General features: G+C 59.7%; 21 protein-coding genes. 8 read left to right on the top strand and 13 right to left on the bottom strand.

What is annotated here, in order from left to right; translation table 11 throughout:
- Window positions 1-164: 164 nt before the first annotated feature.
- The 5 genes from rpsM to A3M3_RS0102915 all read left to right on the top strand — a co-directional run bounded on the left by rpsM (window position 165) and on the right by A3M3_RS0102915 (window position 3,755).
- Window positions 165-542 (top strand): 30S ribosomal protein S13, encoded by a 378-nt coding sequence (gene rpsM / locus A3M3_RS0102935; protein ID WP_011775569.1) that lies wholly within the window; start codon window positions 165-167, stop codon window positions 540-542.
- Window positions 543-641: 99 nt separating this feature from the next.
- Window positions 642-1,043 carry a 30S ribosomal protein S11 gene (gene rpsK, locus A3M3_RS0102930; RefSeq protein WP_028265083.1) on the top strand — a complete coding sequence of 134 codons (402 nt, stop codon included), beginning with the start codon at window positions 642-644 and terminating at the stop codon, window positions 1,041-1,043.
- A 142-nt stretch (window positions 1,044-1,185) separates the two neighbouring features.
- On the top strand, window positions 1,186-2,196 hold the full coding sequence (locus A3M3_RS0102925; RefSeq protein WP_011692778.1) for a DNA-directed RNA polymerase subunit alpha: 1,011 nt from the start codon (window positions 1,186-1,188) through the stop codon (window positions 2,194-2,196).
- A gap of 66 nt (window positions 2,197-2,262) precedes the next feature.
- On the top strand, window positions 2,263-2,832 hold the full coding sequence (rplQ, locus tag A3M3_RS0102920; RefSeq protein WP_028265082.1) for a 50S ribosomal protein L17: 570 nt from the start codon (window positions 2,263-2,265) through the stop codon (window positions 2,830-2,832).
- 32 nt (window positions 2,833-2,864) lie between these two features.
- The gene (locus A3M3_RS0102915; protein WP_197023104.1) at window positions 2,865-3,755 is read left to right on the top strand and encodes a tRNA pseudouridine synthase A; all 891 of its coding nucleotides are present in this window, start codon (window positions 2,865-2,867) and stop codon (window positions 3,753-3,755) included.
- A gap of 110 nt (window positions 3,756-3,865) precedes the next feature.
- Here A3M3_RS0102915 and A3M3_RS0102910 read toward each other — a convergent pair whose 3' ends face one another.
- The 11 genes from A3M3_RS0102910 to A3M3_RS0102860 all read right to left on the bottom strand — a co-directional run bounded on the left by A3M3_RS0102910 (window position 3,866) and on the right by A3M3_RS0102860 (window position 12,193).
- Window positions 3,866-4,597 (bottom strand): type II secretion system F family protein, encoded by a 732-nt coding sequence (locus tag A3M3_RS0102910; protein ID WP_231497170.1) that lies wholly within the window; start codon window positions 4,595-4,597, stop codon window positions 3,866-3,868.
- Between the two features lie 183 nt (window positions 4,598-4,780).
- Window positions 4,781-5,725, bottom strand: coding sequence for a type II secretion system F family protein (locus A3M3_RS0102905; protein ID WP_028265079.1), 945 nt, complete (start codon window positions 5,723-5,725; stop codon window positions 4,781-4,783).
- A complete protein-coding gene (locus A3M3_RS0102900) occupies window positions 5,722-7,173 on the bottom strand; it encodes a CpaF family protein (RefSeq protein ID WP_028265078.1) in 1,452 nt (483 codons plus the stop codon). Before A3M3_RS0102900 ends, A3M3_RS0102905 begins: the two co-directional genes overlap by 4 nt.
- On the bottom strand, window positions 7,170-8,366 hold the full coding sequence (locus A3M3_RS0102895; RefSeq protein WP_028265077.1) for an AAA family ATPase: 1,197 nt from the start codon (window positions 8,364-8,366) through the stop codon (window positions 7,170-7,172). Before A3M3_RS0102895 ends, A3M3_RS0102900 begins: the two co-directional genes overlap by 4 nt.
- Window positions 8,363-9,121, bottom strand: a complete 759-nt coding sequence (gene cpaB, locus A3M3_RS0102890; protein WP_028265076.1) for a Flp pilus assembly protein CpaB — start codon at window positions 9,119-9,121, stop codon at window positions 8,363-8,365. Before cpaB ends, A3M3_RS0102895 begins: the two co-directional genes overlap by 4 nt.
- A gap of 21 nt (window positions 9,122-9,142) precedes the next feature.
- Complete coding sequence (locus A3M3_RS0102885) at window positions 9,143-10,150, bottom strand: pilus assembly protein TadG-related protein (protein WP_028265075.1); 1,008 nt, start codon at window positions 10,148-10,150, stop codon at window positions 9,143-9,145.
- On the bottom strand, window positions 10,138-10,581 hold the full coding sequence (locus A3M3_RS0102880) for a TadE/TadG family type IV pilus assembly protein (RefSeq protein ID WP_035741274.1): 444 nt from the start codon (window positions 10,579-10,581) through the stop codon (window positions 10,138-10,140). The genes A3M3_RS0102885 and A3M3_RS0102880 overlap by 13 nt, the downstream gene beginning before the upstream one ends.
- Complete coding sequence (locus A3M3_RS0102875) at window positions 10,581-10,784, bottom strand: Flp family type IVb pilin (protein WP_028265073.1); 204 nt, start codon at window positions 10,782-10,784, stop codon at window positions 10,581-10,583. Before A3M3_RS0102875 ends, A3M3_RS0102880 begins: the two co-directional genes overlap by 1 nt.
- Window positions 10,785-10,891: 107 nt before the next feature.
- Entirely contained in the window at window positions 10,892-11,077 is a 186-nt protein-coding gene (locus A3M3_RS23620) for a Flp family type IVb pilin (protein WP_035741271.1), read from the bottom strand.
- Window positions 11,074-11,268, bottom strand: a complete 195-nt coding sequence (locus A3M3_RS0102865; RefSeq protein ID WP_028265072.1) for a Flp family type IVb pilin — start codon at window positions 11,266-11,268, stop codon at window positions 11,074-11,076. The genes A3M3_RS23620 and A3M3_RS0102865 overlap by 4 nt, the downstream gene beginning before the upstream one ends.
- A 271-nt stretch (window positions 11,269-11,539) precedes the next feature.
- Window positions 11,540-12,193, bottom strand: coding sequence for a prepilin peptidase (locus tag A3M3_RS0102860; RefSeq protein ID WP_028265071.1), 654 nt, complete (start codon window positions 12,191-12,193; stop codon window positions 11,540-11,542).
- Between the two features lie 295 nt (window positions 12,194-12,488).
- On the opposite strand from A3M3_RS0102860, the gene rplM reads away from it, so the two are divergent.
- Both rplM and rpsI read left to right on the top strand, forming a co-directional pair.
- On the top strand, window positions 12,489-12,932 hold the full coding sequence (rplM, locus tag A3M3_RS0102855) for a 50S ribosomal protein L13 (RefSeq protein WP_024817563.1): 444 nt from the start codon (window positions 12,489-12,491) through the stop codon (window positions 12,930-12,932).
- 37 nt (window positions 12,933-12,969) lie between these two features.
- A complete protein-coding gene (gene rpsI, locus A3M3_RS0102850; RefSeq protein ID WP_035741263.1) occupies window positions 12,970-13,479 on the top strand; it encodes a 30S ribosomal protein S9 in 510 nt (169 codons plus the stop codon).
- 152 nt (window positions 13,480-13,631) lie between these two features.
- Here rpsI and A3M3_RS0102845 read toward each other — a convergent pair whose 3' ends face one another.
- Together A3M3_RS0102845 and A3M3_RS23615 are read right to left on the bottom strand one after the other, a co-directional pair.
- Window positions 13,632-15,335 carry an ArnT family glycosyltransferase gene (locus tag A3M3_RS0102845; protein ID WP_197023103.1) on the bottom strand — a complete coding sequence of 568 codons (1,704 nt, stop codon included), beginning with the start codon at window positions 15,333-15,335 and terminating at the stop codon, window positions 13,632-13,634.
- 212 nt (window positions 15,336-15,547) lie between these two features.
- Window positions 15,548-16,777 (bottom strand): bifunctional glycosyltransferase family 2/GtrA family protein, encoded by a 1,230-nt coding sequence (locus A3M3_RS23615; RefSeq protein WP_051422904.1) that lies wholly within the window; start codon window positions 16,775-16,777, stop codon window positions 15,548-15,550.
- Between the two features lie 158 nt (window positions 16,778-16,935).
- On the opposite strand from A3M3_RS23615, the gene glmM reads away from it, so the two are divergent.
- Window positions 16,936-18,300 carry a phosphoglucosamine mutase gene (gene glmM, locus A3M3_RS0102835; protein WP_028265068.1) on the top strand — a complete coding sequence of 455 codons (1,365 nt, stop codon included), beginning with the start codon at window positions 16,936-16,938 and terminating at the stop codon, window positions 18,298-18,300.
- Window positions 18,301-18,312: the final 12 nt, after the last annotated feature.

Below are 18,312 nucleotides of genomic sequence, written 5' to 3'. Positions count from 1 at the left end.
AGGGCAACCTGGGTTGCTAACCCACGCAAGTAAATAAAGGCAGCACAAGCTGAATTGGGACGTACAGAGCCCGGACAGCTAACCCCCGGTCGGAGGCTGGGGCCGCACTGAAAGTGCGGGTGTACTGCCTACGACCTCCGGTTTATTCAAGGAGTACTGCCACTATGGCTCGTCTCGCTGGCGTAGACATTCCCCGCGAAAAGCGGTTGGAAATTGCGCTTACTTACATCTACGGCGTGGGCAAGACCCGTGCACACGAAACCCTCGCTGCCACCGGCATCAGCGCTGACGTTCGCGTCAAGGACCTGACTGACGCCGAGCTGGTTCAGCTGCGTGACTACATTGAAGGCAACTACAAGGTTGAGGGTGACCTTCGCCGCGAAGTAGCAGCAGATATCCGCCGCAAGGTTGAAATCGGCAGCTACGAAGGCCTGCGTCACCGCAAGGGCCTGCCCGTACGCGGTCAGCGTACGAAGACCAACGCCCGTACCCGCAAGGGTCCGAAGCGTACCGTCGCCGGCAAGAAGAAGGCCGGCCGCTAGTCCCCACTTGCCCCCTAAAAGCGCTTCGCGCTTCCAGGGAACCCCGCAAGTGTGGGCCCAATAGCACGGTCACCCGAATAACTTTCTGTAGGAGAAATAATGCCCCCGAAGACTCGTGGCGCGGTTCGCAAGCCGCGTAAGAAGGACAAGAAGAACATCGCGCTTGGCCAGGCGCACATCAAGAGCACTTTTAACAACACCATCGTCTCCATCACGGACCCGAACGGTGCTGTCATCTCCTGGGCTTCTGCCGGTGAGGTTGGATTCAAGGGCTCCCGTAAGTCCACCCCGTTCGCTGCCCAGATGGCTGCCGAGGCAGCTGCAAAGCGCGCCCAGGAGCACGGGCTGCGCAAGGTTGACGTTTTCGTCAAGGGACCGGGATCCGGACGCGAGACCGCAATCCGTTCGCTGCAGGCCGCTGGCCTCGAGGTCGGCTCCATCCAGGACGTCACCCCCAGCGCCCACAACGGTTGCCGCCCGCCGAAGCGCCGCCGCGTCTAATTGGCTTCTTGGCTTTGCCGGCCGGGTCCGTTGCGGAACAGTCTGACTGTTCCGCAACGCCCGGCCGGCAAAGCCGGAACCAAGCCGATTTCCACCACCTGTGTTGCGTCATATAGCGGATGCTCGCCGAAAGGAAACCTAAGTGCTTATTGCACAGCGCCCCACTCTGTCTGAAGAAGTAGTCTCCGAGAACCGCTCGCGTTTCATCATTGAACCGCTGGAACCGGGCTTCGGTTACACCCTCGGAAACTCCCTCCGCCGTACCCTGCTCTCCTCCATCCCCGGTGCCGCTGTAACCAGCATCCGGATCGATGGCGTGCTGCACGAGTTCACCACGGTTCCGGGTGTCAAGGAAGATGTCACTGAGATCATCCTGAACATCAAGAACCTCTCCGTGTCCTCCGAGCACGATGAGCCGGTTGTTGCATACCTGCGTAAGCAGGGCCCCGGAGTCGTCACGGCCGCGGACATTGCCCCGCCGGCCGGCGTCGAATTCCACAACCCGGATCTGCACATTGCCACGCTGAACTCGAAGGGCAAGTTCGAGCTCGAACTGACCATCGAACGCGGCCGCGGCTACGTTTCGGCAGCTCAGAACAAGTCCGGCGACTCCGAGATCGGCCGTATTCCGGTCGACTCGATCTACTCGCCGGTCTTGAAGGTTACCTTCCGCGTGGAAGCTACCCGTGTTGAGCAGCGCACTGACTTCGACAAGCTCATTGTCGACGTCGAGACCAAGCAGGCTATCGCCCCGCGCGACGCCGTTGCCTCGGCAGGCACCACGCTGGTGGAGCTGTTCGGTCTTGCCCGTGAGCTGAACACCGCAGCTGAAGGTATCGAGATTGGCCCGTCGCCGACGGACGCTGCCCTGGCAGCTGACATGGCACTGCCGATCGAGGATCTGGACCTCACAGTCCGTTCCTACAACTGCCTCAAGCGTGAGGGCATCCACACCGTGGGTGAACTCGTTGCCCGCTCCGAGGCTGACCTGATGGACATCCGTAACTTCGGTGCGAAGTCCATCGATGAGGTCAAGGCAAAGCTGGTTGAACTGGGACTGTCCCTCAAGGACTCGCCTCCCGGTTTCGACCTCGCAGCCCGTGCCGCAGCCATCGAAGAGGACGACGCCGCGTTCAGCGACGACGAGCTCTAACAAGCAGATCTTGGCCTTCGAGTCCACGTTCGGACCCTGACGGCCTTCATTACAGGAGAAATTACTATGCCTACCCCCACTAAGGGTCCGCGCCTCGGAGGCGGTCCGGCTCACGAGCGCCTGATGCTCGCGAACCTGGCAGCAGCGCTGTTCGAGCACAAGCGCATCACCACCACGGTCACCAAGGCCAAGCGCCTGAAGCCGTACGCAGAGCGTCTCGTGACGTTCGCCAAGCGCGGCGACCTGTCCTCCCGCCGTCGTGTGCTCGGCCTGATCAGCAACAAGGGCGTTGTCCATGAGCTGTTCACCGACATCGCCGGCGCCGTTGCCAACCGCGATGGTGGCTACACCCGCATCACCAAGATCGGCAACCGCAAGGGCGACAACGCTCCCATGGCTGTCATCGAACTGGTTCTTGAGCCGGTTTCCCCGAAGCAGGCTGTAGTTGCCGAGGCGACTGCCGCTGCCAAGAGGGACGCTGAAAAGGCTGCTCCGGCTGCCGAAGAAGCCGCTCCGGTTGCCGAGGAAGAGGTCGTTGAGGCTGAAGCCCCGGAGACTGAAGCCGTCGAGACTGAGGCTCCTGAAGCTGAAGCTGCTGAAACCGAAGAGGCTCCGGCCGCTGAGGAAACGAAATAATTCACTGAATTCTTCGCAGTAGACTTAAGTCTATGAACGAACGAAAACCCGCTGCCCCCGTTTTGGGGGGCGGCGGGTTTTTGCGTGTCCGGATGGATCTTTCGTACGACGGCGGCCCTTTCAACGGGTGGGCCGTGCAACCTGGTCTCCGCACCGTGCAGGGTTCATTGGAAGAGGCCCTCGCATTGATTGTGAGGCGCCTGGTGCGGGTCACCGTGGCCGGCCGTACCGACGCCGGCGTCCATGCACGCGGACAAGTGGTGCACATTGACTTGACCGGTGCCGAATGGGACGCACTGCCGCGGGGCCACGAGATTGACCCCGCCGCCGCGCTGCTGAGGAGACTACGGGGCGCCTTGAGCCGGGTCCTGCATGATGAGACGGGCGCCATTGAAGTGCACGACGTCGGGCTGGCGCCTGATGGTTTTGACGCTCGCTTCTCAGCGTTGTGGCGCCGTTACAGTTACCGGATTGCCGACGGCCCGGAACGCTGGGACCCGGTGCTGCGCAGGCTGACTCTGTGGCATAAGGCTGTGCTGGACGAAGGTGCGATGAATTCGGGCGCCGCGGCGCTGCTGGGCCTGCAGGACTTCCGTGCGTACTGCAAACCCCGTGAGGGAGCCACCACCATCCGCGAACTTCAGCGGCTTGAGTTCGTCCGTGGTCGGGACGGAGTGCTGGTTGCCAACGTGCAGGCCGACGCCTTTTGCCACAACATGGTGCGGGCCTTGGTCGGCTCGGCATTGCGTGTGGGGGAGAGCCTGGAAGAGCCGGAGTGGCTGCACCAGCGCTTGCTCGCAGGGGTCAGGGACGCCAAATCGGTGTTGGCCGCGCCGCACCCCTTGGTCCTTGAGGAAGTGGCCTACCCCTCCGACGACGAACTGTTTGCCCGGGCTGAGCTGACACGGGCACGGCGGGAGTAGATTTCAGGGCGTCCAGACCGCGCAAAGTGGCCCCCCTCGATTCTGGGTGTCGAGAAGGGGCCGGTCTTTGGGGCTGACGCCCCTTTCAAGGCGCAGGTGTCACTAATTGCCTAAAACGCTCCCGCGAAGCTGTTCATCACGTTGATGACAGCTGGTCCGATGATCACGATGAAGAGCACCGGCAAAATGCAAAACATGAGCGGGAACAAGACTTTGATCGGCAACTTCATTGCCTTCTCTTCGGCCCTTTGGCGCCGTTTGACCCGCATTTGCTTGGCCTGCAATCGGAGTACGTTTGCAATGGCGATCCCGTAGACGTCAGCTTGGACCACCGCCCTTACAAAGCTCTTGAGGTCAGGGACGTCCGCCCGCTCGGCCATAGCGAGATAGGCGTCCTTTCGGCTTCGCCCTGCCTGCATGTCTTGAAGTGTACGGATCAGCTCGGCGGCGAGCGGACCTTTGCCGTTCTGCCCAGCACGAGCCATTGCCGTCTCAAAGCCGAGTCCGGCCTCGACCGAAATCAGCATCTGGTCAAGAGTGTTTGGCAGTTCCAGTTCGATTGCCTTCTGCCTTTCGGCCCCGCGGCCGTGGACAAGAATATCCGGGACGAAATAGGCCAAGATGGTTAGAAATGCCGCAAGTAATACTGTGGTGCTGGTTGGCGTTCTAATTACTAGAACGATCCCCAGAATCCCGATTGTCAGCGCCAGGGCTGGTTTCGCAATCAGCAACCGTTCCAGAGGCCACCCGCTTGGCCGACCTGCTTTTGCGAGCAGTTTGTCCAGCCAGCCGGCGTAGCCTTTTGGCGCAAGCCGAAGCCCCAAGGGCACAGCCCGCTTCACTTGGGGTCCTGTGCCAACTGACGTTCCGTCGGCTGAGACGTCGAGACCTCGGTCGCGTCCCAGATTCATCTGGACGGCTGCGAGGCCACTTCGATCAATGGATACGAACGACCACACGATGTATGAGCAGGGCAGCACGATCATCGCAACGATCAACCACGCCATAGTAGTCATGATGTCCTCCTAGAACTTGATCTTTACAACACGGCTGAGCCAGAACCCGCCGACTGTTAGTAGAACGACAGCGGCGGCTAGCATCAGCCAGCCCAATCCGTGGGTGTAAAGCGTTCCAATGTAGGCGGAGCTGGCAACACTCAGGTAGAGAAACATGCCGATGGGAAGAGCCATCAGAATGTAGGCAGATAGCCGGCCTTCCGCACTGAGCGAGCGAACCTGTCCTTTGATTTGAGATCTTTCCCGAATGGTTTCGCCTACGTGGTCCAGGACGTCGGCGAGATCTCCACCAACTTCGCGGTGAATTTCGATGGCCTGGGCGGTCCAGTCGAAGTCCTCACTGCGGAGTCTACGGGCGGCGTCCAGCATTGAGTCCTTCAAATCGCGTCCCAGGCGGTTCTCATTGACGAGCCGCGCGAATTCTTCAGAGGTCGGAGATTCGGCTTCCTTGGCTACAGCGTCAACTGAACGTAGCAGGCTGTGCCCGGCTCGAAGTCCTCCGGCTAGCATTACCAAGGTGTCGCCGAGTTGGTCCTCGAACTTTCCGCGGCGCCGGCTGGCCAGCAATTTCAGGGCGGCCATTGCGCCCAGGGGCGTTACGAGGACGAACACGATGCCGAGCAATGGCCCGGACAGGATAAACCCGACAACTCCGACGGTCACGGCGATGCAAGCCACCAGCAGAATAAAATCCGCTTGGCGCATCTTAAGGCCCGCTTGTTCCAGTGAGGCGCGGCTGCCGAAGCTCGCGTTCCTGCTGACGTTCCGGTCAAGGAAGGTTGTTGCCTGATCAGTAACGCGAGTGAGCATTGAGGGTTGCTCCATAACGCCCGGCCTACGCCGGGAGATGGCAATTTGCTTGCCGGGTCCGACGGCCACGAACAGCAGCACGGCAAGTGCAGCGACGCACAGTCCAACACCGATTGCGAGAAATATCGGGTCAGTGACGGTCACCGGTATGCACCCCCAATTGGCACGCTGCCAAAGACAGCAGGGGAAAGCGCGATGCCCAAATCGGCGAAATGATCGACGAACCGTGGCCGCACCCCGGTGGGGACAGGGCGTCCCAGGAACTTGCCGTTGGCATCGACGCCAGCACTGTAGTCAAAGGCAAAGGCGTCTTGGAGAGTTACGATGTCGCCTTCCATCCCCTGGACCTCGGTAACGTGAGTGATGCGGCGGGTACCATCCCTGAGCCGGGAGATGTGGACGATCAGGTTTACGGCTGAGGCGATCTGTTCGCGAATGGCACGGAGTGGCAGATCCATCCCGGCCATGAGAACCAGTGTTTCCAGACGTGAGATTGCATCCCGGGGTGAGTTAGCGTGAACCGTGGAAATGGAGCCGTCGTGGCCGGTATTCATGGCCTGCAGCATGTCCAGGGATTCGCCGCCGCGGACTTCACCGATAACGATCCTGTCCGGGCGCATTCGCAAGGAGTTCCGGACGAGCTCCCGGATGCTGATTTCACCCTTACCCTCTATGTTGCGGGGCCGGCTCTCCAGCCGGACAACATGGTCCTGCTGCAGTTGAAGTTCAATGGCATCCTCGATGGTGATGATGCGTTCTTCAGGTGGGAGAAAAGAGGACAGGACATTGAGTAGCGTGGTCTTGCCTGTGCCTGTGCCGCCGGAAACGATGATGTTCAAGCGGCCCTTCACACACGCGTGGAGAAGTTCGGCGATCTCCGGAGACATGGTTCCGAAGGAAATCAAGTTCTCCACAGTGAGCGGGACGTGGCCGAACTTTCGAATGGTGAGTGACGAACCGCCGACGGCCAGAGGCGGAATGATCGCATTCACGCGGGAGCCATCCGATAGCCGAGCATCAACCAGAGGCGACGATTCATCGATCCGTCTGCCCACCTTTGTGACGATGCGCTCAATGATGCGCCTGAGGTGCTCCTCATCGCTGAATTTTGCGCCGGTCAGATATAGCTTTCCGGCCCGTTCCACATAGACCTTGTCAGGTCCGTTGACCATGATTTCGGTGACGGCTTCCTCATCGAGGTACCTTTGCAGTGGGCCTAGCCCCAAGACGTCGTCGATAATTTCCTGAACAAGCCGCTGCCGCTCTAGAACGGTCAGCGGAATCTCGTCCTCGTCGATGATGGCGCGAAGTTCGTCTTTGACATACTGATGTAGTTCCGACTCGTCCACGGAGGAATCAGTGATTCGGCTTCCCATTCGCTCGTAGAGGGCGATGCCGGCGCGTTCCTTTATTGCACTGAGGGCTTCATTGTTTTCGGACGCGTGCCGGTCAGCCGGTGGAGTGGTCGCGTTAGGTGTAGACCCGGACGCACCAGACGCGCTAGGTGCCCACCGGGCTGAGGTTGATTCTGCGGTTGGCGAGGTGATCTGGTCGAGGCCGCGAGCAGCCTCCAGCCGTTTGGCGAGGCTCATTGGACTACAACCCTTCTGTGAAGTTTCTTATGAGGTCTGTCTTCCCAATTCGGCTTGAATCGATCTACCAGCTCCGCGAGTCCTTTGGTAGCAGGATCCTTGGTTCCGTCCTGCAAAAGCGGGACGCCTTTATCTGTGGAGAACGGGACAGCTCGAGAGCGCCGAAGAACCACGTCCACGGGGGAGCCGATGGTCGCCTCCACGTCCTGGAGCGTAAGGCCACTTCGGCGATCGGCGAAATTCAGGACGATGTGGCTGCGCTCGGGAAGAAGGCCCACCTCGTTGAGAATGGTTAACCCGGTCCGAAGTCCGCGAATACTGGGAATGTCCATGCCGCAGACCCACACGACGTCGGTGGCGACTTCCAGCGTGGCGAGCACATGTTCACCCAAACCTGGCGCAGTGTCCACCACAACGAACTGAAACTCATCGGAGAGCTGCTTGATCAGATGCCCCACTTGATCACCGGAAATCCTATCGGCGTCAACAGGGTTGAGCGGAGCACAGAGCGCATAGATGCCTGCGGGATGAACCGACAGGTAGGACTTGAGAACCATGCTGTCCTGAGTCGCGGCTCCGGTTACGGCATCCGCAAGCGTTCGCTCGGGTTCCAGCATGAGCCCGGAGGCAACGTCTCCAAACTGCAGGTCCAAGTCCAGTACGACGACGCCCATGGGCGCCACTTTCCCTAGCCCCACAGCTAGGTTTGTGGTGACCGTCGTCTTGCCGACTCCCCCTTTCGGAGACATGACCGCGATGACGCGTCCGCCGGTAGCTTGGCCCTCGACTGAATTTCCAAGCCCTCGGCGCCGTCCGGCTGCAGCAAGGCTGGCGCGTTCGAACAGCGAACGGATTTCATCAACGTCCGCGTTTGGCGACAGCAGATCCCGCACGCCCGCACGCATGGCCGGCAGGGCTACCTCGGATCTGCTTTCCGTCACGAGAACCACGCTGATTTCCGGGAATTGAAGATCAAAGAGACTGGCGAGCCGGATCGAATCTTCCAGCGGAAGCCCAGGGCCGAAGAGGATAACCTCGGCAAGTTCTCCCGTCAGCACCCGCAGAATGTCGTCCGGGCCCGGAGGCAGATAGTCAGCGGTGATCACGTGGAGGGTGCCGCGGAGCCCCGTAGCAGCATGCCGCGCCCTGCGTTCAAAGTCCGAATCGGACGTGATCACTACAAACCGGCTCATCGGTACAGCTCCGTCTTCTTGATGACCACAGGTGCGCTCTCTGTGGCAGATGCCGGTTCCTTGGTGAGCCACAGCTTTCCGAACTCAGCCGCGAAAGCTAGTTTGGCTGAATCCACATCACTGCGCGCAAAGGTCACTAACAGCTGCCCTGTCGGCAGTTCGGTGTTGGCCTGCTCCTGCGAACTTGAGCTTGAGCTTGAGTTCGATGCCTTGGCCTGGGAACGCTGCACGCTCGTGACCAGAACCTTATGGAAGACCTCCTGGGAAGTTGCTCCGCTCGCGGTATCATTGCCGGCTCCAGCAGCGAAGAGGACGACGATCCCTACCGTGTCTCCGGCCGCGATTCGTCCGCCAACCACGCGTTGTGCCTCCAGCTGTACGGAGATTTCCTGCATGCCGGGAGGAACTGGAACCGAGCCGGGCGCAGCTAAGCTATTGGGGTCAACCAGTCGGGCTCCGAGAAGAGCTTCACCGGGCATCAAATCGGTGGCAGCCACCTTCCCTTGGATCCCGTCCAGGCTCTTGAGTGCTCCGTTGGGGACCGAAGCCGTAGGCAGCGACGTAAGTTTTACCGAGGACCTGATGGTATCCAGCGTCGCGCCAGACGGGATTTGAGTCTGTACAACCAAGACGTCAACAGGTTGAAGATCTTTTTGGGCCCGGGCTTCAGACCCCTGCACGAATGAGACCAGTAGCAGTGTGCCGACGATTGCGAGCACTAGTGCAACGATGCCTCCCAGTAGGCGAGTTTTCACTTTCTTCCCCTTAGCTTGTACCTATTTGCTGAGACCGATGTTTTCGGTTCCGAGGTCCGTTCCACCGCCGCTGCCAGCCGAGTCGATGGTCTGATATTTGACGAATTGGCCGATGACGCAGCGATCTTGTCCGCCGGCGCATGCCAGCGAGCTCGTCATATTGGGGTCCGATGTTTTGTTCCGGAATTCGTAGGGGCTGCCGTTTCCGAATTTCCAGCCCCAGATCTTAAAAGTTGCGTAACCGATGATGTGGAACGTGCCATTTTTGCCCTGGTTGGTGGCATCGTCGAAGACTGGAAAAGTTACCTTGACATCTCCGCCGCTAAGAATGGTGTCTTCCCAGCCTTGAAGAACGTCCTGGCAAAGAAATGGAGGATTGTTCCCAGGATCCGATCCAATGTTGTTACTTCCAAGCTGAGTGCTGGCATAACATGGGGAACTTTGGGCAAGCCAACCCCAACCACCGGGTATTTGCGTTCCTGATGGGCCGGTGCAGGTTCCCCCGGGTTTGTAGGAGATCTTTTGAACTTCAGCGCTTTGACTTGCGGAAGACAGGTTGTAACAGCTGTCCGAAATTGCCAACGGGAATGCGCCGCCGCTGCTCAACGGCCCCCATTTTGCTTGGGCAGAGGCCCGGATATCGGCTGTTTGAATCCCCAAGGCGCGTGCGAAGACGAGTGAGAAGTGATTGCTGGCCGACGGATCCTGGGCCTGGACGGTCACATCGACAGTGCTGCCGGTGACAGTTGCTACGATTGCTTGTCCGTGGCTGTCCAGGGTATTGCCATTGGCAAACTGTGCGGCATATGCCGTCTGGTCAGCAGAGCAGGTCCCCGCCGGTTGATTTGAACAATATTGGGCAATCGCAATAGCTGCGGCATCAGCTCCATTCTGAAGTTGCGCGTGTTCGGAATACATTGAACCGACGTCCACGGCAAATGCTGCCATGCCAAGCAGAAACACCATGAGAAACGCCGTTATGGGAGCAACCACCCCACGCTCCGACTGATCAGTCCTTATCCGCCGCATCGCATAACACCTGTCCCTTTCACGGTCAGACTTGCGGGCATACCGGGAATAAGGGCCGGGAAACCGGTCATCCAGGCGGTCGTGTAGCTCACAGTCGCCACCGCGTTGTTGCCCGAAGCGCATGTGCCAGTGCCCGAATAGCTGATGGCGATGTTCGACGCGAGCAAGGTCACAGATGGTGCCGCAGCAATCCCGGCACTCTGTGCGCTCGAAACGCTATATCCCGACTCAGAACAGTGGATGGCAGCGTAGCGTGAGGCTTCACGTCCCGCTTCGCTGAGGGACACCTGAATGTTGAATGCCCTGCCGAACTCGGCAATTCCCAACACCAGTACAAGAAATATGGGAAGAATAAGGGCGAACTCGACGGCTACGGCACCCGATTCCTTCAAAGAACGTCGATTGATCCCGGTCTCGCGCCGAATGTTCATCACAGGCCAGCCACGACTTGCTGAAATCCGGGTACGAGTTGCAGTCCAAGGATGCCGACGATGGCCACTATGGCGGTGGCGATGAACACGACAAGAATGCTGTATTCGACGGCGCTCGCCCCGGTTTCGGAGTCAACTGCGGCCCCGAGGAATTTTCCCAGGCGCGATGAGAAAGCGCGAACGTGAGACTTGAGACCTTTCACAACCGCTCCTTGACGAGAGTGATTATCGAAACGAAAAGTGTCCAGGGGCGGAGACGGTTCCAGTGCAGCAGACGCTCGAACTGTTCCACTCCGCCCCTGGACGTTTTTCACGGAAGATAGCCTGAAATTGTGGTGAAGGCTGTGTTGACTTGCCCGCCGAGCGTTGCAACTATCCCGACGATCACCGCGGCGATCAGCGCCACGAGCAAGCCGTACTCGACCGCAGTAGCTCCCTTCTCGGATTCGAGGCGGGTCTTGGCCGCTGCGAGAAAGGAGATCGCCTTCAGTTTCACGGCAGCTTGTTTGAGATCGTCGTGAACGCGGTGTTGATTTGCCCGCCGAGGGTTGCAACGATCCCGACGATTACGGCAGCAATCAGTGCGACCAGCAAACCGTATTCAACGGCAGTTGCGCCCTTTTCGGAGGAGAACCGGTCTTTTACGCCGGCGATGAATGCGAGGGTGTGAATCATGAGAGTTGACATTGGAAAACCTTCCCAGATAAGTGAATTTGTCTACGAATTCCCGCCGCTCGCATATCCCGTTTAGCGGATCGGATTTCGATAGGACAAGAATTGCTCCCGGGAGGGTTAACAAACAATGAGTAGTGGTACTCGACTTTTTGGGTGGTAGCAGCAGGGACTACTCGCAGATGGGGACCGGGTACTCGGTTTTTCTTGCTAAGTACTACTTAAACCGCGAGGCAGTAGTGGCTCGTGGGCATGAAGTGGTGCCTTGCGAAGATGCTTCACAACTTCATCCGACGAGAAGTACCACTCCAATGGCCGCAGCGAACATGGCCGGTCCATGAGCGACCTCAGATGGCTTGATTCCGCGCTTCAGGAGCAACAACAACACCGTCATCACCCCGCCCACCACGAATCCCAGCAGTCCCCCATAGAACACGTGGCTCCAGCCCAAGTAGCCCAAGTACATTCCGAGTGGTGCCGCGAGCTTTACATCGCCCATTCCGAGGGCGCCCGGAGAAACTAATCCAAGAATTAAGTACCCAAGGAACAAAATGGCTCCGCCGACGGCCGCGCGAAGCAGCGCCGGCCAGTCGTGAACCAGCGCAGCCGACACAGTTAACAGGGCAAAGCCAGTAGAAAGCAGTGCCAGCACCAAGGGGTTGGGCAACAAATGGTGCGCTACGTCCAAGCGCGACAGCTGAACTGCCAACACTCCCAGGAGCAAGTAGGCCGGAAGCGTTGGGGAGGAACCAAACCGGAGCGCCAGGAGGATAAACAGCGCCGCGGTGGCCACCGCCGTCGTGATCCTGACAAGGCGAGAGGGGAGTCCGCCAAGCCGCGGCAGGAATCGAGCTATTAGAAGCTCTGCTAGAGGGCTCGTGAGCAGCCCTAGGAGCCCGAGGACGGCCACGAGCAAGGGCTGGGCGGCAGTTGCTGTCATGGCATCTCCTAGGAGCTCAGGAAGGGTCTCAGTCGTTCACGCTGGTTTCCAGCCTATTTTGACCCTGAAGCTCCTTGCCGCTATTGTTGATAGTCGTTGTGCGTGTCCTTTCTCGATGACACATGCCCGCTTGGGGATCCAGTTGCAGGATCGTTAACTCGACAGGCATATCGGGACTTCGGGATGACTGGTACATAGAGCCCTCACCTCTGCTCCGGTAACGCATACCTAGTAGGCACACGCTCCAAGCGTGCCGCCTAAAACATGAACGCCAGAACAAGAACGAGGCAAAACCGTGCGTACGTACACCCCGAAGCCCGGCGATATCAACCGCCAGTGGCACGTCATCGATGCCACCGACGTTGTCCTTGGTCGTCTTGCCAGCCAGACCGCAACACTGCTGCGCGGAAAGCACAAGCCGACCTTTGCGTCCCACATGGACATGGGCGACTTCGTCATCATCATCAACGCTGAAAAGGTCGCCCTGACCGGCGCCAAGCTGGAGCAGAAGCGCGCATACCGCCACTCCGGCTACCCGGGCGGCCTGACCTCCGTCAACTACGCGGAGCTGTTGGAATCCAACCCGGTCCGCGCCGTGGAGAAGGCCATCAAGGGCATGCTCCCGAAGAACTCCCTCGCTGCACAGCAGCTGGGCAAGCTCAAGGTCTACCGTGGCGCTGAGCACCCCCACGCTGCACAGCAGCCCAAGACTTTCGAAATCACCCAGGTCGCCCAGTAGTCCTGGCCACCAAGCAACTTTTAAAACAAGGAGAATCGTGGCTCAGAACGAAGAACTGACCACCGAGGCCGTTGTGGCCGAGGAAAACCTGACCAGCTACACCTCGGAGAGCGGTCCTGCGGAAGCAGAAGCGCCGAAGAAGGAGCGCCCGGCACTGACCGTTTCGGGTGCCGCAGTTGGTCGTCGCAAAGAAGCTGTTGCACGTGTTCGCATCGTGCCCGGCACCGGCAAGTGGGTCATCAACGGCCGCGAGCTGGCTAACTACTTCCCGAACAAGCTGCACCAGCAGGATGTCAACGAGCCCTTCAAGATCCTTGATCTTGACGGCGCCTACGACGTCTTCGCACGCATCCACGGTGGTGGCATTTCCGGTCAGGCCGGCGCACTGCGTCTGGGCATCGCCCGTTCACTGAACGAGATCGACACCGAGAACAACCGCGCCACGCTGAAGAAGGCCGGCTTCCTGCGCCGTGACGCCCGCGTCATCGAGCGTAAGAAGGCTGGTCTCAAGAAGGCACGCAAGGCTCAGCAGTACTCCAAGCGCTAAACGCGCTTTCCCGGACTGTGGCCGCTGGCGCGACCGCAGTCCGGGGCCCTCGGCGTTTCTTAGCGCTCGGATCCACAAGCGCTAAATCCGCTTGCATGATAGCCCGGTCCGCCATTCGGCGGGGCGGGCTATCGTCGTTTAAGCGAGCGAAGCTAAGGCCGAAGAGAGTAGTACTGCACTCCATCGATGCTTTCAGCCCTGAAATGGCTACGCACCCAGTCGATTATTCGCGCGGCTTCCCCACGACCTTCCAAAGTCATCGGTGGCAGGTTCTGGATGACCATAGATCCGATGCGGCCATCGCCAACGAGCTCTTGGAACTGTTCAAGCGTTGGCGATGGGTCGGTTCCATCGAAGCCCCCCACTGGTATCACGGCCCTCCCGCTTGCAAGCTGGTAGTTCGCCGCCGATTCAGAACCAACCATGGCTGCGGACCAAGTGACATTTGTGGGGGCTTGCCGTAACCGGTCGACGACGCCGGGACCAGGGGTGTCGCCAAAGGAGAGAATCCAAAGCTCCGGTGGCATGTTTCCGGGCAGTTGTCGCCGGTCGGGGCTGTCAGTGCGTGTATTCAGGATGCTGGGGCCCGCCATCACGGAGGCCCCGACATGCGGGCTGAGGACGGTACTTATTGACCAAAGGAGCGGGCCCGCTAATAGTGCAGGCAGCAGCACCGCAGTCGAGATCCGTTGGACACGGCGGCCCGGGGCAGGGATGAGCAGGACCGCGATGGATACCGACCCCAGGATAAGGAGGGTCTGCGGAAACCAAGGGAAGTCGCTGATTGAACGGGCCGCGATGACATAAGCAAATATGACGCAACCCAGCAGAGCCACGCCGAGGCCGAGACGCGGTTTCCATTGTGTTTTGAGCCGCAGGAGATGAACCAACCCAAAGGCGGCCAGACAACTCAGCGGCGGAACAGCCACGAGCGAGTAATAGGGGTGGACGATGCCAGACATGAAAGCAAGGACTGTGGCCGAGGTAACAAACCAGATGGCACATAGGACCAGAAGAGCACGCTTCTGTATTCCAGCGGCGCGTTTCCACAAGAGCCATGAAACGATGCAGAGTCCGGCCAGGGCCAGTGGAAGGTACCAACCGAACTGGCCCGAAAACTGCGGTTGTAGAAACCGTTGGAAACCAGAGGCGAGATCGTCGGAAGTTTCGGGACTCATAGTTCGAACTGCGGCTTCCCCGGTCAGGCGATCCAGGCCGTTGTATCCTACGGTCAGCTCCACGACGCTATTTGTTCGGGAACCTCCAATGAAGGGCCGCGAGGACGGGTTTGCCAGCTGAACAAGAACGAACCACAAACCGCCTGTGAGGGCCGCCACGAGGAAAGCCGTACATAAATGCACCAGCCTCCTGATGATGGGGAGGCGCGAAAAGGCGAGGTAACTTACTCCCAGGGCCGGCAGAATGAGCAGGATCTGGAGTTGTTTGGCTAGGAACCCGGCCCCAACACAAGCACCGGCGGCTAGAAGCCAACGCAGCTTCCCCCGGTCGACTGCCTCAAGGGCAGCGTAGGCGGCCCCGATCATGAGCAGAGTCAGAAGCGCATCGGGATTGTTATATCGGAACATCACAGTCGCCACAGGGGTCACCGCGAAGAAAAGCCCTGCAAGCAGGCCAGTTGCTGGGTCGGTTCGTTTCGCTACCATCCGATACAGCAAATAGACGCTAAGTACTCCCATCAGAGCTTGCGGAAGGAGGATGCTCCAGGAGCTGAGTCCGAAAATCCGCACCGAAAGGGACATAATCCACAGTGACAGTGGTGGCTTGTCAACGGTTATTGCATTGCCCGGATCCGAAGAACCGTAGAAGAATGCCGTCCAATCTTCTGAACCGGCCATAACGGCAGCCGAGTAGTACGAGTTTGCCCAACCGTTTCGGTCGAGTCCCCACATGTAGAGGACCGACGTCAAAGCAAGAAGACTCAATAGAGCCGGCCGCTGCCATGTAGGACTCAGGAGATTCCCACGAATCCACTTCCGAATGACCTGAGATCGGCCTTCGATGACTGCGTTCAGGGCTGATTGCCCGGCAAATCGGCTGGTTTTGTTACTCAAGTTGCCAGCTGCTTGATGGTCGCCGCGCCGCGCCGTTCCTCCGAGCGACGAACCCGGAAAACCCAGATCCGGAGCAGGACGAAGCGAACAAGAGTGGCGAAGGTGTTCGCGCAAGTCAGGACGATCAGCTCGGTACGGGGTGCCGCATCCGGGTGGATGGCATGCAGCAGGAGCAGGGAGGACGAAGTGATGCCCCAAGCGAGCAAGAAGACTACAAGGCCTTGAAACTGTTGTGTGAACAGCCGCTCGGGTCCGTGGATCCTGAAGGTAAAGCGACGGTTGGCCGCGGTGTTGGCGATGGCCGTGACCAACAGTGCCAGGAAGTTCCCCTGCTGAGCGCCGAAAGGGGCCTGGAATAGCAGATATAGCAAAGCAAACGCGAGAGTGGAGAACGCGCCGACGATTCCGAAACGCACCACTTGGCCGAAGAAACTGGGACGCGTTGGCACGGCAATAGGTCCTCGCCCCAGTTCCGCGTATATCGCTTGCAAAGGGATATTTCCCTTCATCATGGAACCGGCGACGCGCACGAGGCCCCTGATGTCGTCGACGGCGGTTTGGCGGATGTCCACCTTGCTGTCAGGATCGTCGATCCAGTCGACTGGAATCTCGTGGATACGAAGCCCGGCCCGCTCCGCCAAGATCAGCAGCTCGGTGTCGAAGAACCAGCAGTTGTCCTCCACATAAGGAAGCAGCCGATGCGCGACTTCCGCCCTGACGGCCTTAAAGCCGCACTGGGCATCGGAAAACCGTACCTGCATGGTTCGTTTGAGAAGCAGGTTATAGCTCCGGGAAATGAATTCCCGTTTGGGACCCCTGACTACCCTGGAAGTCCGGCCAAGCCGCGTGCCGATGCTGACATCCGAGTGTCCGGAAAGCAGGGGAGCGATAAGCGGCGGCAACGCCGCCAAATCGGTCGAGAGATCTACGTCGACATATGCCAGAACTTCGGCTTTTGATGACGTCCAGGCGTCGCGGAGCGCGAAGCCTCGTCCTTTTGTCTCGAGGCGCCGATAACTGACATTTGGAATCTCAGCAGCAAGTTTTCGCGAAATGGCGCCGGTCGCGTCCGTGCTCGCATTATCGGCAATCGTGATTTTCCAGCTATACAACAATTCCCGGGAAAGATATTCGGCAAGCCGGCGAATGCTTCTTTCGAGTATGGCGGACTCGTTGAAAACGGGGACGATTATTTCGAGCGCCAAGCCCCCAGAGCTAGGTGTCATGCGGTAATCGTAGATACTTGTTAAGAGGCATTACTAGAGTGGAGTAAAAAACGCAAGTCAAGTAGTACCACTCTTGCGGTCTCGCGGCTGAAGGGTTACAAGCCGGCCCCGGCACTCGTTGCCTCGGCCCCTACAGCCGTCGTCTAGACTGGGACGCGATGGCTAGATTATTTGGAACAGATGGCGTGCGTGGTCTCGCCAATGGATTGCTCACTGCGGAGCTTGCTCTCCAGTTGGCCCAAGCGGCTGCGGTGGTCCTTGGCCACGAGCGCGCGGCCAACGGAACGCGGCCACGCGCCGTCGTCGCCCGGGATCCGCGCGCCAGCGGCGAGTTTATCGCTGCCGCGGTGGAAGCCGGGCTCTCGAGCTCCGGCATCGATGTGTACGACGCCGGTGTGCTGCCCACGCCCGCGGCGGCCTACCTCATCGCGGACCTCGATGCCGATTTCGGGGTCATGATCTCGGCCTCGCACAATCCTGCACCGGACAACGGCATCAAGTTTTTTGCCCGCGGCGGCCAGAAGCTCCCGGACGAGGTGGAGGACGCGATTGAGGCCCAGCTCGGCAAGGAACCGTCCCGTCCCGTAGGCGGCGACGTCGGCCGCATCCAACGCTTCTCGGACGCCGAGGACCGCTACATCGTGCATCTGCTCGGTACCCTCCCGCACCGGCTCGACGGCCTCAAGGTTGTGCTGGACTGCGCCCACGGTGCCGCCAGCGGCTGTTCCCCGCAGGTCTTCGCCAGTGCCGGCGCCGAAGTCGTGGTGATTGGTGCGGAGCCTGACGGCCTTAACATCAACGACGGCGTCGGTTCCACCCACCTTGGCCCGCTGAAGGCAGCAGTGGTCAAGCACAGTGCTGACTTCGGCATAGCCCACGACGGTGACGCCGACCGCTGCCTCGCTGTGGACCACGAAGGCAACGAAGTTGACGGCGACCAGATCATGGCGATCCTGGCCCTCGCGCTGAAGGAGTCCGGAAAGCTGAAGGACGACGTCCTGGTCGCTACCGTGATGAGCAACCTCGGGCTCAAGATCGCCTTGCGGAATGCTGGAATCACCATCCGCGAGACCGCAGTCGGGGACCGCTACGTCCTGGAGGAAATGCGTGACGGCGGGTATAGCCTCGGCGGAGAGCAATCGGGCCACGTCATCTTCTCCGACTACGCCACCACTGGCGACGGCGTGCTGACTGGTTTGCAGATCGCCGCCCAGGTGGCTGGCACCGGCAAGTCGCTCAAGGACCTCGCGCGCGTCATGACCAAGCTGCCGCAGCTCATGATCAACGTCAAAGGCGTGGACAAGTCACGGGCAGCATCAGATGAAGGCGTCTCTGCCGCGGTGGCCGCGGCCGAACTCGAACTGGGCGAGACCGGCCGCGTGCTCCTTCGGCCTTCGGGCACGGAAGCCCTGGTGCGGGTGATGGTCGAGGCAGCGGACATGGATACCGCAACCCGCATTTGTACTGAACTCGCCGGCGTCGTCGAAGACCGCCTCACGATTCCGCGGGAGCTGGCCCTCTAGGCCTGAGCCCAG

Origin of the sequence: Arthrobacter sp. MA-N2 (assembly GCF_000517125.1) — a bacterium.
Classification (GTDB): Bacteria; Actinomycetota; Actinomycetes; order Actinomycetales; family Micrococcaceae; genus Arthrobacter; species Arthrobacter methylotrophus.
This window is presented reverse-complemented; position numbering and strand designations above follow the sequence as displayed.